Genomic DNA, 13420 nt, shown 5'->3' on the forward strand with positions numbered 1-13420 from the left:
AAGCTAGCCAAACAGGTCCCCCGCCAGCGGCGGCCGGGGATCGGACCTTAACTCAAGACCGGCGGGTACACCGGCCACGCTCCCGGACGAACCCGAGGCTTGGATGGTGATCCGCGAGCGCCCCAGCAGCACGTTGTCGGCCTTGAAGCTGCCAAAGGAGTCGGGCAGGATCGGCGCCAAGTGCAGCACGTTCCGGGTGAAATCGGGATCGAACCGCAGCAATATCCGGGCGAGTTGAACGGGCGCCGCAGCCGCCCACGCTTGCGGGGAACACGCCGTCGGATACGGAACCGGCTCCGCAAAATCGCCACGGTCAAAGCCGCAAAAAAGCTCCGGAAGCTGCCCACCAAAGTGCTCGGCGGCGTCGAACAGTCCGCTCGCAACCCGGCTGGCCTCCTTCACGAAGCCATACCGCATGAGTCCAGTGGCCACGAGCGCAGTGTCGTGGGGCCACACCGAGCCATTGTGGTAACTGACGGGGTTGTAGGCGCCCATGTCCGAGCCCAAAGTGCGAATGCCCCACCCGGTGAACATCTCCGGGGACATCAGTCGCTCCGCCACCATGGGCGCCTTGTCTTCGTCCACGATGCCTACCCATAAGCAGTGCCCCATGTTGGACGTGCAGGAATCCACCGGTTTCTTGTCCTTGTCCAGTGCCAGCGCAAAATAGCCCTTGTCTGGAAGCCAGAACCTATCGTTGAAAGCCTCCTTCAGCGCTGCCGCCCGGTCCGCACAACGGCGTTCGACGGCGGTATCACTCGCCGAGCGCGCCAGCAGCGAGCGTCCCACGTAGGCCGCGTAAGCGTAGGCCTGCACTTCGCAGAGCGCTATGGGGGCCTCCGCCATCAGACCGTCGGCGAAGTTGATGCCGTCCCACGAGTCCTTCCAGCCCTGGTTTACCAATCCGTGCTCGTTAGGCCGTTGGTACTCAATGAAGCCGTCCCCGTCACGGTCTCCGTAGTCCTCCATCCAGGCAATGGCACGATCGGCGTTGGGCAGGAGGGATTCGATAATGTCCGCACTCAGGCCCCATCGGCTGAGCTCGCCGAGCGTAGATACGAAGAGGGGCGTCGCATCTGCGGTTCCGTAGTATGCGGTCCCGCCCAGGGCGAGTCCTGCCGTGACACCGAGCCGCACCTCGTGGGGCATACGGCCGGGTTCTTCCTCGGAGTCGACGTCAACTTTGCTGCCTTGAAGTTCAGCGAGCGTCTGCAGCGTCCCTGCGGCCAGTCCCGGATCCACCATGAGCGACATGTAGGAGGCCAGCAGCGAGTCGCGGCCGAACAGTGCCATGAACCAGGGCGCGCCTGCGGCCACCGCCGTACGGCCAGGGTGTTGGGGGTCGAAGATGCGCAGGGAGCCCAAATCGCGTTGGCTCCTTTCCAGCACTTCCTCTACATTCGCGTCTGCGACGGATATCCGCGGTACGTGTTCTTCCCACGCGACATGGCGGCGTACCCCCGGGGTGTGGTGGAGGGGCATGGTTTCGGTGAACGGTTCGCTGGGTCTTTTCCCGTTGGTCAGCGGGACGGCGATTACGCTGGTTGTCCATTGGCTCCGTGCCGGGATGCTGACGTGGAAGGTCAGCCCTTCCTCAGTGGGTTTGCCACCGGAGGCACGGAAGGCCACACCACGGCGTTCCCCGTTTGGGTGTCCGGATTCTATGTGCAGCTCTTTCTTGTGCACGGTCTTCAATGCGGTTCCGGCCTTGCCTGTCCGGCCACCTTTAATGTCGAAAAGGTCGGCCAGGTCTGCATCGATCTGCAGGTCAATCCCGCATGTGGCAGTCTGTCCGGAATAGTTCCGGATGGTGATGTCATCCCTGAGCCCGGATCCCACATGCCGTTGATGCTGAACCACCAAAGGACTGTCAAACCTGCCGTCCGCCGACAACGCCCGACCCACGAATTCCGCTTGGAAGGCCGTGGGATTGCGCGCCACCAACGGCTCCCTGAATGCGCCGTTGATTCGGAGTATCCAGCGCGACACGATGCGCGTGTCCTGGTAGTAGGCACCTTGGGCCCCGCCACCGTGAATATCACCTGTGTGGCCGGATATGCAAAAAGAGGAACCTTCGACGACGGTCACCGCACCGAACTCCGACGTACCGGCCTCCGGGTCGGCGTTCCAAGCGGTCATGACCGGCAGGCCTCCTCCAATAAGGGCTTTGGTAATCCACAGCGCCGCAGCGGGCTACAGGGCCTGACTCTGATTCTCTTGCAACAAGCCGTCAGCGGGAAGCCCTTTTGCCTTGAATTGTTCGATCACACGGCCGTACAGTTCCAGATGGTCCGCAGCCATGCGGGCGGCTGTGAAGTTGTCCTCTACCGAGCGGCGGCACGCGTCCCGGCTGATCCCCGCTACCGCGCCCATGTACCCGGCCAGGTCTTGAGTGGGGGCAAGGAACCCGTTGACTCCATGGGACAGGATTTCCGGCGCTGCCCCCATGGAAGTTGCCAGGACAGGGGTTCCTGTGGCAAGTGCTTCGATCATCACCAGTCCGAAGGGCTCGGGCCACTGGATGGGGTTAAGCAGGACGAAGGCATCACCCATCAACTCATACTTCTCGGGGTCGGACAGCTCGCCCAGGAAGTCTTCGTTGGGGCCCAGCAGGGGTTCCACAACGTCGTTGAAGAATTGCACCTCATCAGGAGAGTGCATTTTTGCAGCGATGCGAAGTGGCACCCCTGCCTGCCGGGCCACGGATATCGCTTCCAGAAGCCCTTTATCAGGGCACATCCGGCCGACGAAACAGGCGTAGCCGCCCTTCCCTCCACCGACTGCAACGTGGGAAAGATCAATGCCGTGGTGGATGACAGCTGCTATGGGTAGGTCAGGGACGCCGCTGCACTGATCGTGGGAAATGGCGATGACGGCGGTGTCCCTGGCCACATCCCGGTAGAGGTCCGCAGACCGCTGTGACAGAGGTCCGTGCATGGTGGTCACCACCGGAATGCCCGGTGGACGGTGTGCATAAAGTGGTCCGGCCAGGGTGTGGTCATGAATGATATCCACGCCATGCAGGCCCGCGTATGCCTTGATCACATGGTTCAGCTCGGACAGGCTGGTCCCCAGCTGGTCGGGTTCTGAAGGATCCAACCCGGGGACCATGGGAACGGGGCACGTGCTGTCAGACGTCGTGGCGAGCAGTACTTCATGCCCGGCTTCGGTGAGGGCGCAGGCGAGGGCGTCAACCACTCTTTCCGTGCCGCCATATTTGGTAGGGGGGACCGTGAACCACGGCCCAACAATGAGTCCAATGCGCACGCTGGAGGCCTCCGACATGAATGTGCCAAGCCCGCGAAAACGGACCCGGTCCTGCGTCGATCGCGGCCCAGCTCTCGCGATTGGTGGGTGGCGGCAAGCGCCTACAGGCTGACTGCATAACCTTTTTCAAACACTAGGCGTGGTCCCTCCAGCCCGCAATAGCTGCCCAATGGGTGACAAAAATAACAGCGCCTACCGGAATGTGGTGCCGACCGGAGACGTTGCAGCCAGCATGAAGATTGAGATCTGGTCAGACGTCGCGTGCCCGTGGTGCTACATCGGCAAGCGCCGCTTTGAGACCGCCCTGGCACAGTTCCCGCACCGTGATTCGGTGGACATCGAGTGGAAAAGCTACCAGCTGGACCCCTCCATCCCGGAGCACTACGACGGCACGGAGCTCGACTATCTGAGCAAGCGCAAGGGCATGGCCCCTGAGCAGGTCAAGCAGATGTTCGGCCACGTCACGCAGACCGCCAAGGAAGAAGGCCTGGACTACCGGTTCGACAAGGTGGTGGTTGCCAACAGCTTCACCGCCCATCGCCTCATCCACCTTGCCGCAGCCCACGGCCGCCAGGACGCAGCCAAGGAACGCCTGCTCAGCGACCACTTCGAGCACGGCAAGGACATCGGCAACCAGGACTACCTCACGAAACTCGGCGCAGTCCTTGGACTGCCCGCCGACGAGGTGGCCGAGCTCTTCACCTCCGACAAGTACGCGGACGAGGTCACACAGGACATCAACGAGGCCCGCGCCATCGGCGTCACCGGCGTCCCGTTCTTCGTCATTGACCGCAAGTACGGCATCTCCGGCGCACAGCCCGCGGACCTTTTCAGTCAGGCTTTGAACCAGGCGTGGCAGGAAGCCAATCCGCTGATACCCGTGGGCACCTCCGACGCCGAGGCCTGCGGCCCGGACGGCTGCCCAGTCTAGCCAGCCAGCCGCCGTCGAACCCTAACCCATGTAAGTCGCAGCAGAGCGCGTTATGGACGTCCATAACGCGCTCTGCTGCGACTCAGTTGGGTGCGTCGCTAGGCTTTCACCACATCAAGCTCGACGACGGCCCAGGACAGGGCGGGCAGTGTCAGGCGGAGTTCGGAACCAGTCGCCTTCACACCTTCCAGTGCCGTCAGGCCAACGCGCCCCGGCTGGTCCTGGCTGTTGATGGTCAGACGGTCGCCGCCCTCAGGGATTTCCAGAACTTCGGCGCGGAGCACCTGGCGGGCGTCGAAGCCGCGCAGAGCCACTTCGACGTCGGCAGCTTCTTCCAGTCCGCGGTTCGCGAAGAACAGTGCCACGCGGCCCGATTCCTCGTTCCAGGTGGCGCTGACATCCACCAGGTCCGTGTCGCCGAAGCGGTTGTTCGAGTACTTGTCCGAGTCCACCGAAAGCCTCAGGATCTGGCCCTTGGCGAGCTCGGCCATCCGCGCGAACGGGTGGAAGATGGTCTGCTTCCAGGCCGGTCCGTTCTCTTCCGAGAGAATCGGCGCAATCACGTTGACCAACTGGGCCTGGTTGGCGATCTTCACGCGGTCACCATGGCGGAGCAGAGAGTTGAGCAGCGTCCCCACCACTACGGCATCGGTGACGTTGTACTTGTCTTCAATGACGCGCGGGTGCTCGCGCCATCCGGCCTTGATCACGTTGTGTGGCTGGTCCTCGGTGTCCAGGCCGCGCTGGTACCAGACGTTCCACTCATCGAATGACAGGTTGATGTGCTTCTTGTGCTTGCCCTTGGCACGAACGGCATCCGCGGTGGCGATCACTGATTCGATGAAATAGTCGGTATCGACGGCGGAGGCCAGGAAGCTGCCCACGTCGCCTTCGTGTTCCTGGTAGTAGGCGTGAAGGGACACGTAATCCACTTCGTCGTAGGTGTGGGTGAGGACGGTCTGCTCCCACGCGCCGAAGGTGGGCATGCTGGAGCTGGAACTGCCGCAAGCCACCAACTCCAGCGAGGGGTCAACGAATCGCATGGCCTTGGCGGCTTCCTGTGCCAGCCGGCCGTACTCGTCGGCGGTCTTGTGGCCGATCTGCCACGGACCGTCCAGCTCGTTGCCCAGGCACCAGAGCTTGATGTTGAACGGGTCCTTGTGCCCGTTCTTGGCGCGGAGGTCGGACAGATAGGTACCGCCGGGGTGGTTGGCGTATTCCACGATCTCCCGGGCAGCGTCCACTCCCCTGGTGCCAAGATTGATGGCTTCCATGATTTCCGTGCCGGCCTGCTTGGACCAGTCCACGAACTCGTGCAGGCCGAAGGCGTTGGTCTCCACGGTGTGCCAGGCTCCGTCCAGCCTGCGGGGCCTATTTTCCCGGGGGCCAATGCCGTCTTCCCAGTTGTATCCGGAAACAAAGTTGCCGCCGGGGTAACGGATGACGGTGGCGCCGAGTTCCTTGACGAGCTTCATGACGTCCTGGCGGAAGCCGTTCTCGTCTGCCTCGGGGTGCCCGGGCTCATAGATGCCGGTGTAGACACACCGGCCCATGTGCTCCACGAAGGAGCCGAAGAGTCGTCGGGGTACCTCGCCAATGGTGAAGTCGCGGTCGAGGGTGATGCGTGCGCGGGACATGTATCTCCTTGGTTGTGTTCTAAAACTGTTGTGTTCTGAAACTGGTGGTGGGCCAAAGGGCGCCGATTACGTTCCGGCGAGTCCCGTCGTCGCAACGCCCTTGATGATCTGGCGCTGGAAGAAGAGGAAAACGACGATCAGTGGAAGTGCGGCCAGCAGCGCAGATGCCATGTTCTGCGCATACTGGACGCCGTAGGCGCTCTTGATGGTCTGCAGGCCCACGGGGAGGGTCAGCAGGGAGTCGTCATTGGTGGAGATGAATGGCCAGAGGAAGTTGTTCCACGCCCCAATGAATACAAAGATGGCGACGGCGGCCAGGATCGGCCGGGACAACGGCAGGATGATCTGCATGAAGATCCGGAGCCGGCTGGCACCATCCATCACAGCCGCTTCCTCGAGTTCACGCGGGATCTGGTCGAAGAACTTCTTCAGGACGAACACCATGGCGGGGTGGATGACCTGCGGCAAGATGATGGCCCACGAGGTATCAATGAGGTTCAGCGCCAGCATTTGGTAGAACAGCGGGATGATCAACACGGGCGGCGGGATGATGATGGACGCGATGATCACCGTCATCAGCACCTTCTTGCCCTTGAAATCGATTCTTGAGAGCGCGTAGGCCACCAGCGCCGAGATCACCAGGGTGATGGCTGTGATGGCCGCCGAGGTGTAGAGGGAGTTCCACGTCCAGAGCGGGATGTTGCCGGCCTGGAACACCTTGACGAACGCTTCGGGAGTGAAGCCCGACGGCGGCAGCCACGTTACGTCCGGAGCTGCGGCATCCGTCTCGGTCTTGAAAGCGGTGGCGGTGGCCCAGGCGAAGGGGATCAGCCACAGCACCGCGATGAAGGCGGCGACGACAATGGCAGCGATCCTGCCCACCGTCAGCTTCTTTCGTGGCTGGCGGACCTTGAGGCTGTTGGCAGTGGTGGTACTGGGCGCGGGACGGGTGAGGGTAGGGATTGCCATGGTTATGCACTCCTGCGGCGGGTGATGACGAACTGCATGACGGAAACAACCACGATCAGTCCGAAGAAGATGTAGGAGATGGCTGCTGAATATCCCAGCCGATATCCGGTAAACCCGGTTTCGAAGATGTACTGGACCACTGGTCGGGTAGATCCGCCCGGACCGCCCGCCGTCATCTGGTACACCTGATCGAAGATCTTCAGCGACGCCAGGATCTGGAGCAGCACGATCATCACGGTGGTTGGCGTCAGCTGCGGAAGCGTGATGGAGAAGAACTGGCGCCATGCTCCGGCGCCATCGAGCGATGCTGCCTCGTAGTGCTGGGCCGGGATGTTCTGCATCGCAGCCAGGTAGAGCAGGAAGTTGAAGCCCACGGTCCACCAAAGGGTGGCTATGACGATAGCCCACATGGCCACGTTGGGGTCATTCAGCCAGGCAACCCTGGGGAGGCCGATGCCTGTCAGGAACTCGTTGATCAGGCCGAGCTGCGGGTTGTACATCCAGGTGAAAAAAAGTGAGACCACCGTGGAAGCCAACAGGAACGGCGCAAAGTAGGAGAGCCGCCATAGCCACTGGGCCGGAAGGCCGATGTTCAGGAGCGCCGCCATCACCAAGGCAACCAGGACCAGCGGAACGGTACTGATCACCGTGAAATAGAGGGTGTTGCCGAGGGAGCGCCACATGTCGGCATCGGCCAGGGCTTCGGCATAGTTCGCGAAACCAATCAAACTGTCGTTGGCGCCGGTGAGGGATTTGCCCGTAAGGCTCATGTAGAAGCCGTAAAGAATGGGCCAGACGAGGAAAACGAGGAAGAAAACCAGGAACGGCGTGGCGAACGCCCAGCCGCTCACGTTGCTGCGGGTGCGGCTCCCTGGTTTGCGCAGGTTCTCCGGCCTCGGCCGGGACAGCGTAGAGGTACTCATTTAAGGACTCCTTTGTCGCTCGGTGTGTGGGCCGGTTAGACCGGGTTGGGTCGGGAGAGGAGGGTGTTGGTCCGTTGCTCGAAGGCATCCCACCCCACGGTCGCCTTGTCCCTACCCAGGAGGACGTTCTGCACAGTCTCCGCGAAGTAGGTCTGCCAATCCGAGCCCGAGCCGCTGAACCAGGATTCGGGATCGTAGGCGATGATGTCCGCCGCATTGGCGTAGTGGATCTGAGGCGTGAGCTCGCGGTACGCCTGTGACTGGACCACGGGCTGGTAGCCGGGAATATGTCCGGCCTCCGCCCAGGACAGTGATCCTTTGAGGACATCCGTGACGAACTTGTAGACGTCCCGGCGCTTGTCCTCGTTCAAGTTCAGTTGCCGTGGCAGGACGAAGGAGTGGGAGTCGGCATAGGAGGCCGGAGTTCCGTACAGCGTGGGAATGGTGGCCGCGTCAACGGGAATGCCGGCTTTCTTCATGGTGGGCAGTTCCCAAACTCCGCTGAACAGCATGCCCGAGCCGCCGCGGGCGAATTCTGCAATACCGGTACTGATGTCCCCGGCCTGGGCGGCGATGGTGTCATCGAAGAGGGAGGCCATGAACTCCAGCGATCCAATGGCGGCCTCCCGATCCACCTTCATGGGCTGGCCTGGCGTCAGTTCCATGTCAGCACCGTGCTGTTTGTAGAGGGTGTAGAACAGGCGCCACATCTGCGAGCCGCTGCCGAGGTAGCCGAAGGACAGGCCGTGAGCCTTGGTGACCTTCTGCATTTCCAAGGCCATCGCCTTGAATTCCTGAGGCGAGCTGACTTCTTGCAGCTGGCCGTTACTGCCCAGGAGTCCCGCTTTGCCTGCCACGTCAGTGTTGTAGAACATGACGAAGGGGTGGGAGTCCAACGCGATGGAGAAGACCTTGCCGTTGTGCTGGCTCTTCTCCCATATCCTGGGGGCGAAGTCGGAGGCAGTCACGCCATTCTCGGCAAGCAGGTCCAGATCCCAGGGATCAATGAGGCCGCCCGGCGCATATCCGGGAACCCGGCTGGCATGCATGATGGCTACCTCGGGAGGACGGCCGCCGGCAGAGGCCATGGCGAGTTTGGTGTAGTAAGGCGGTCCCCACGCCAGCACGGTCGGATGCACCTTAAAGCCCGCGTTGGCTTGGTTGGCGCTGTTGATCATGGCCTGCATCTTGATGCCATCACCGCCGGAAAGAAGGTGCCAGAACCCGATGTCCTGCACTGCCGCGGCCTGAGCCGCGCCGCCACAACCGGTGAGACCGGTGGCCAGGAGACCTCCGCCAAGAAGGGCCGAGCCTGTCAATAACTGTCTCCGGGACAACTGTTTCCCGGTCAAAGATTCAAACTGCTTCACCCGTCACTCCTTTGGATGGGTCCGCTGAAAGGTCACTGCTTTGCTGCAAAATCCGGCTCCGGCGCATCTCCACATCCGGGTAAAGGTTGGTCCGGGGGTGACGCAGCTCTCACATTACATCGATGTAATAGGGAGGGCAAGAGAAAATTGTTAGCGCACACAATTTATTGGGAGACTCTCGTTTCAGACCCTGCTGCTGTCCCGCTCCACGATGCTGTAACCAATCTCAACCAAGCGCTGCCCATGGGTCCTATCGGACATGCGCTCGGTCAGCAGGCGGAGGGCCTCCGTGGCAATAGCCCGCTTGTCGAAGGACACCGTGGTCAGCGAAGGTACCGCAAACCGCCCGTCGATCACGTCATCGAAGCCGGCTACCGCAATGTCATCCGGAACGCGCATGCCCCTCTTCCACAAGGTATTCAAGGCACCAAGAGCCATGGAGTCCGTGAAGCAGAACAGCGCCTCGGGCAAGGGGTTTGTGTCCAGATACTCAGCCAGCGATTCAGCCGCTGAAGCAGGCGTCCAACTGTCGCACGAAATCAGCAACGACTCATCGCGGTCGATTCCCAACATCTGCAGTGCAGCCTCATACCCGCCTGTCCGCTGGATCGCCGTGGCCGACTGCCTTCCTCGATTGACCCCCAGGACTGCGATACGCCTGCGTCCCGGCCTGGCCAAAGCGAGGGTCATGTCCCGTGCCGCAGCGAAGCTGTCCACGAAGACGCGGTCAGCCAGCTGCTGCGTAACCTCACCCAGGAGGACCACCGGAGGCAGCGCGACGCCTACCTGCACGGCGCTCTCCTTGAGCACCACAGGATTGAGGATCAGGCCATCGATAAGGTTGGCCCGCGCACGCGTCATCAACTCATGCTCACGTTGCGGGTCAGAGCCGGTTTCCTCGATCTGCACACTGAAGCCTTGCTCGTGGGCAACCTCCACAATGCTTTGGGCAATCTCCGCCGAGAAGGGCGTCGCCAGATCCGGCAGCGCCAGTCCTATGACACCTGAGCGGCCGTTCCGCAGTCCGCGTGCCGAAAGATTGGGGACGTAGTCCAGCTCCGCCATGGCCTGCTCAACCCTGAGCCGTGTAGGACCACTGACCGGCACGATCCCATTCATCACGTTCGATACCGTTTTAGGCGAAACCCCTGCACGGCGCGCTACGTCCTTGACCGTTGCGCGCAAGACGCCCCCTAGCTGCTGTTGGCCCGGCGCTCCTGTTGACCGGTTTTCCTTGATGCTACGCGAGTTCTTGCCCTTGGACGCAGTGCACTGTCGTCCATAACAAGCGGACCCGCCGCTCTTAGCTAGCCTTCGAAGGCCGCACGGAAAGCCGCCAGCGCGGTGTCCCCGGCTTCCAGGCCGGCTCCTCCGGCGGCCTTGGCTTCGAGGCCGACAACCCCCTTGTACCCGGCCTTCCTAAGAGCAGCTGCGATGACACGGTAATTGATTTCCCCGGTGCCGGGTTCGCAACGGCCGGGGACATCGGCCACTTGTATTTCTCCCACCCAGGGCAATGCGGCCCGGATAAGTTCGATCAGGTTCCCCTCACCGATTTGGGCGTGATACAGGTCCAGCATCATCCTGACGTTGGGGTGGTTAACAGCCGAGACCAGCGCCAGCGTGTCTTTTGCGCGTGCCAAGGGGATGCCGGGGTGGTCCAGCACGGTGTTCAAGTTCTCCAACGCGAAGACCACTCCGTGCTTCTCGCCCAATGCTGCCAGGCGTTCGAGCGTGCTCCGACCGGTCAGCCACATCTCGCCGGTAGATCGGTGAACGGGGCGGACAGCCCGGCCGCCTTCCCCAAGTTCTGCAGGGTGGACCACCATACGCTCGATACCAAGTTCAAGCGCGACAGGAATCAGTTTCCGGGCCGATGCCACCACCTCATCGGCACTGGCGGGATCAGTGAGGCTACCGCCAAAATAGCCGCTCATCGACGAGAACCGGGCACCTGTTGCTGCCAGGGCCGCGATGTCCCGGCCCCGGGTGTCCCACAACTCCACCTCAAAGCCTTGCTCATGGATCCTCTCCACACGCTCTGTCAAGGGAAGTTCGCCGTAGAGCATTTCAGCGCAGACAGCCAAACGCAAACTCATGCTTCTTCCCCCACGGCGTGCAACGCGGGTTCGGCTGGACGCAGTACTGCAATGGTTGCCACATCAACCGGCAGCCCGGTTTGGGCTGAATGGGAAGCGGCAAGGGCCACAGCCAAGGCGTTCCGCGCGGCGGTTCCACCGGCAGCTTGGACGGCGGGGGCTTGGACACCGTCACGGTCAGCCTTCACGGAGTCCACAAAGAGGGCCAGTTCAGCCGTATATGCATCGTGAAAGAGGTCCACATTCAGGCGGACGGTGGACGCATTGATGCCGGCGGCGGTGTAGCTCATGGCCGTGCTGGCCTGCGGGCCTCCCGCTGTCACCATTCCGGCAGAGCCAAACACTTCTCCGCGCACGTCATAGCCATAGAGTGCGTTGAAGTTGGCCTCAGCCACAGCGATGGCTCCGTTGCTGTAGGTCACGGTGACCACAGCGGTATCCAACAGCCCGCCCTCTTTTGCCTCAGGAGCTACCAGCGCGTCAGCCACCGCATGAACGCGAACAGGAACAGCGCCCGGGTTCAGCCAGTTCAAGGTGTCGAAGTCGTGAATGAGGGTCTCCAGGAAGATGGTGCCCGGCGGAATCCGCTCCGGGTTGGCAATCCCGTCCGGGTTGCCGGGATCGCGGGTCAAGGACCGCAGCAACTGCGGGGTTCCTATGGCGCCGTCATCGATGAGCCTGCGGGCGGCGGCGAAGTCGTCTGCGTAGCGTCGGTTGAAACCGAACTGGACGATCACGCCCGCGGCCTCTGCCGCTTCCAGCGCCTCATCAAGCTCTTCCACAGTACGGCCACCCGGCTTTTCGCAGAAAGCGTGCTTACCCGCCCGCGCTGCCGCGGCGATCAGCCCGGAATGAAAGCGCGCGGGCGCGGCGATAAGGACAGCATCCACATCCGGATCATTCAGCACATCTGCCGGGTCACTACTGATCTTGGCCACGCCCAAGCGGCCGGCAAGTGCCTCGACGGCCTGAAGGGCGGGATCCGCGGTCGCCTCAAGCCGGGCATTGGGGATGCGCTGCGCAACGGACTCAGCGTGGAAACTCCCGATCCATCCGGCTCCGATCAGTCCGATACGAACCGGCCGGTCTTCGGTGACCGGATGCTGAAGGTAACTCATGGTAGCTCCTGAAATAGTCTTCTAGATCGTTCTAGTCGCACCATCCTGACATGTCGTTCGCCCTACGTCTAGATCGTTCTATAGACTGTTTGCACCCAGGAGGAAATATGTCGGATTTGCAGCGCCGCCCCACTTTGATGGACGTAGCCGAGGCTGCCGGCGTCTCCCGTGCCTTGGTTTCCATCGTGATGCGGGGTGCACCCGGCGCGGCGGAATCGACGCGGCAAAGAGTCCTGGAGGCGGCCCGCCAACTCGGATATCGGGCAGACTCCCGGGCGAGGCTACTGCGGAGCAGCAGGACCAAACTCCTGGGTCTCATCTTTTCCAGCTCACAGCCCTTTCATGCCGAAATTGTGGATGCCGCGTACGCTGAAGCCTCGGCCATGGGCTACGAAATTGCGCTGAGCGCAGTGGCCAGCGGAAGGCCCGAGGCCCGCGCCATTGAGACCTTGCTGGATGTCGGCGCCGAGGCGTTGATCATCATCGCTCCCACCCTCAGCGTGGATGAACTCGCACTACACGCCCGCCAGGTGCCGGTGGTAAGCCTCCTTCGGGACAATGTGGGCGACCTCGTGGATTCGGTCAGCAGTGACGATTACGCAGGCATCGCGTTAGCCGTTGACCACTTGGTCAGTCTCGGTCATAGCCGGATCGTCCACGTCGACGGCGGCGCTGCCGTCTCGTCGGACAGACGCCGGGAGACGTACCGCTCGGAAATGATCCGCCACGGGCTGCAACCTGTGGTTGTTCCAGGTGGTCCAGGAGAGGAAGACGGCATGGGAGCCGGGCAAATCCTTCAGGCGAATCTGCCCACGGCTGTCATCGCCTTCAACGACAGGTCGGCCCTCGGAATAATGGAAAGCTTCAGGGCCGCGGGGATCCGGATTCCCGAGGATATATCGGTACTGGGCTATGACGACAGCCACTTCGCCAAGCTCAGCTTCGTCCAACTGTCCTCCGTCAGCCAGGACGCTCCGCTCCTTGCCGCCGCGGCCGTTGGCCGCGCCGTGGACCGGATCGAAGGGGTTAAGTCACCAGGCAGCGTGGTCCGAACGCCGCATCTGGTCCTCCGCAAGACCACATCCCGGGCTCCTGCAGGCAACTGA

General features: G+C 62.1%; 11 protein-coding genes. 2 read left to right on the forward strand and 9 right to left on the reverse strand.

From position 1 onward, the window contains the following. Nucleotides 1-3 precede the first annotated feature (3 nt). A complete protein-coding gene (locus AC0J5Z_RS20555; protein WP_475036065.1) occupies nt 4-2139 on the reverse strand; it encodes an amylo-alpha-1,6-glucosidase in 2136 nt (711 codons plus the stop codon). A gap of 54 nt (nt 2140-2193) precedes the next feature. After that, complete coding sequence (locus tag AC0J5Z_RS20560) at nt 2194-3267, reverse strand: glycosyltransferase family 4 protein (protein WP_475036067.1); 1074 nt, start codon at nt 3265-3267, stop codon at nt 2194-2196. 169 nt (nt 3268-3436) lie between these two features. Between AC0J5Z_RS20560 and AC0J5Z_RS20565 the strand changes: the two genes are divergently transcribed. Beyond that, the gene (locus AC0J5Z_RS20565; protein WP_475036069.1) at nt 3437-4198 is read left to right on the forward strand and encodes a DsbA family oxidoreductase; all 762 of its coding nucleotides are present in this window, start codon (nt 3437-3439) and stop codon (nt 4196-4198) included. Nucleotides 4199-4296: 98 nt separating this feature from the next. Here the strand turns inward: AC0J5Z_RS20565 and arfA are convergent, their stop codons facing one another. The 7 genes from arfA to AC0J5Z_RS20600 form a co-directional block, all read right to left on the reverse strand. Then, nucleotides 4297-5835 (reverse strand): arabinosylfuranosidase ArfA, encoded by a 1539-nt coding sequence (arfA, locus tag AC0J5Z_RS20570; RefSeq protein WP_475036071.1) that lies wholly within the window; start codon nt 5833-5835, stop codon nt 4297-4299. A 66-nt stretch (nt 5836-5901) separates the two neighbouring features. Beyond that, nucleotides 5902-6804 (reverse strand): carbohydrate ABC transporter permease, encoded by a 903-nt coding sequence (locus AC0J5Z_RS20575; RefSeq protein WP_475036073.1) that lies wholly within the window; start codon nt 6802-6804, stop codon nt 5902-5904. 2 nt (nt 6805-6806) lie between these two features. Then, nucleotides 6807-7727 (reverse strand): carbohydrate ABC transporter permease, encoded by a 921-nt coding sequence (locus AC0J5Z_RS20580; protein ID WP_475036075.1) that lies wholly within the window; start codon nt 7725-7727, stop codon nt 6807-6809. 35 nt (nt 7728-7762) lie between these two features. Beyond that, nucleotides 7763-9097: an extracellular solute-binding protein gene (locus AC0J5Z_RS20585; RefSeq protein ID WP_475036077.1), complete on the reverse strand. Its 1335-nt coding sequence runs from the start codon at nt 9095-9097 to the stop codon at nt 7763-7765. 183 nt (nt 9098-9280) lie between these two features. Continuing rightward, complete coding sequence (locus AC0J5Z_RS20590; RefSeq protein ID WP_475036079.1) at nt 9281-10282, reverse strand: LacI family DNA-binding transcriptional regulator; 1002 nt, start codon at nt 10280-10282, stop codon at nt 9281-9283. A gap of 122 nt (nt 10283-10404) precedes the next feature. Then, nucleotides 10405-11196 carry a TIM barrel protein gene (locus AC0J5Z_RS20595; RefSeq protein WP_475036083.1) on the reverse strand — a complete coding sequence of 264 codons (792 nt, stop codon included), beginning with the start codon at nt 11194-11196 and terminating at the stop codon, nt 10405-10407. Beyond that, nucleotides 11193-12314 (reverse strand): Gfo/Idh/MocA family oxidoreductase, encoded by a 1122-nt coding sequence (locus tag AC0J5Z_RS20600; protein ID WP_475036086.1) that lies wholly within the window; start codon nt 12312-12314, stop codon nt 11193-11195. Before AC0J5Z_RS20600 ends, AC0J5Z_RS20595 begins: the two co-directional genes overlap by 4 nt. A gap of 107 nt (nt 12315-12421) precedes the next feature. On the opposite strand from AC0J5Z_RS20600, the gene AC0J5Z_RS20605 reads away from it, so the two are divergent. Beyond that, entirely contained in the window at nt 12422-13420 is a 999-nt protein-coding gene (locus AC0J5Z_RS20605) for a LacI family DNA-binding transcriptional regulator (protein ID WP_475036088.1), read from the forward strand.

The sequence above is a fragment of the Paenarthrobacter sp. TRD_SC_7 genome, assembly GCF_056156245.1.

Excerpts from the sequence above, each read along its gene's own strand:
- AC0J5Z_RS20565 (WP_475036069.1), top strand. The coding sequence starts at position 3,437 with ATGGGTGACAAAAATAACAGCGCCTACCGGAATGTGGTGCCGACCGGA.
- arfA (WP_475036071.1), bottom strand. The coding sequence starts at position 5,835 with ATGTCCCGCGCACGCATCACCCTCGACCGCGACTTCACCATTGGCGAG.
- AC0J5Z_RS20595 (WP_475036083.1), bottom strand. The coding sequence starts at position 11,196 with ATGAGTTTGCGTTTGGCTGTCTGCGCTGAAATGCTCTACGGCGAACTT.
- AC0J5Z_RS20605 (WP_475036088.1), top strand. The coding sequence starts at position 12,422 with ATGTCGGATTTGCAGCGCCGCCCCACTTTGATGGACGTAGCCGAGGCT.
- AC0J5Z_RS20555 (WP_475036065.1), bottom strand. The coding sequence starts at position 2,139 with ATGACCGCTTGGAACGCCGACCCGGAGGCCGGTACGTCGGAGTTCGGT.
- AC0J5Z_RS20580 (WP_475036075.1), bottom strand. The coding sequence starts at position 7,727 with ATGAGTACCTCTACGCTGTCCCGGCCGAGGCCGGAGAACCTGCGCAAA.
- AC0J5Z_RS20600 (WP_475036086.1), bottom strand. The coding sequence starts at position 12,314 with ATGAGTTACCTTCAGCATCCGGTCACCGAAGACCGGCCGGTTCGTATC.
- AC0J5Z_RS20575 (WP_475036073.1), bottom strand. The coding sequence starts at position 6,804 with ATGGCAATCCCTACCCTCACCCGTCCCGCGCCCAGTACCACCACTGCC.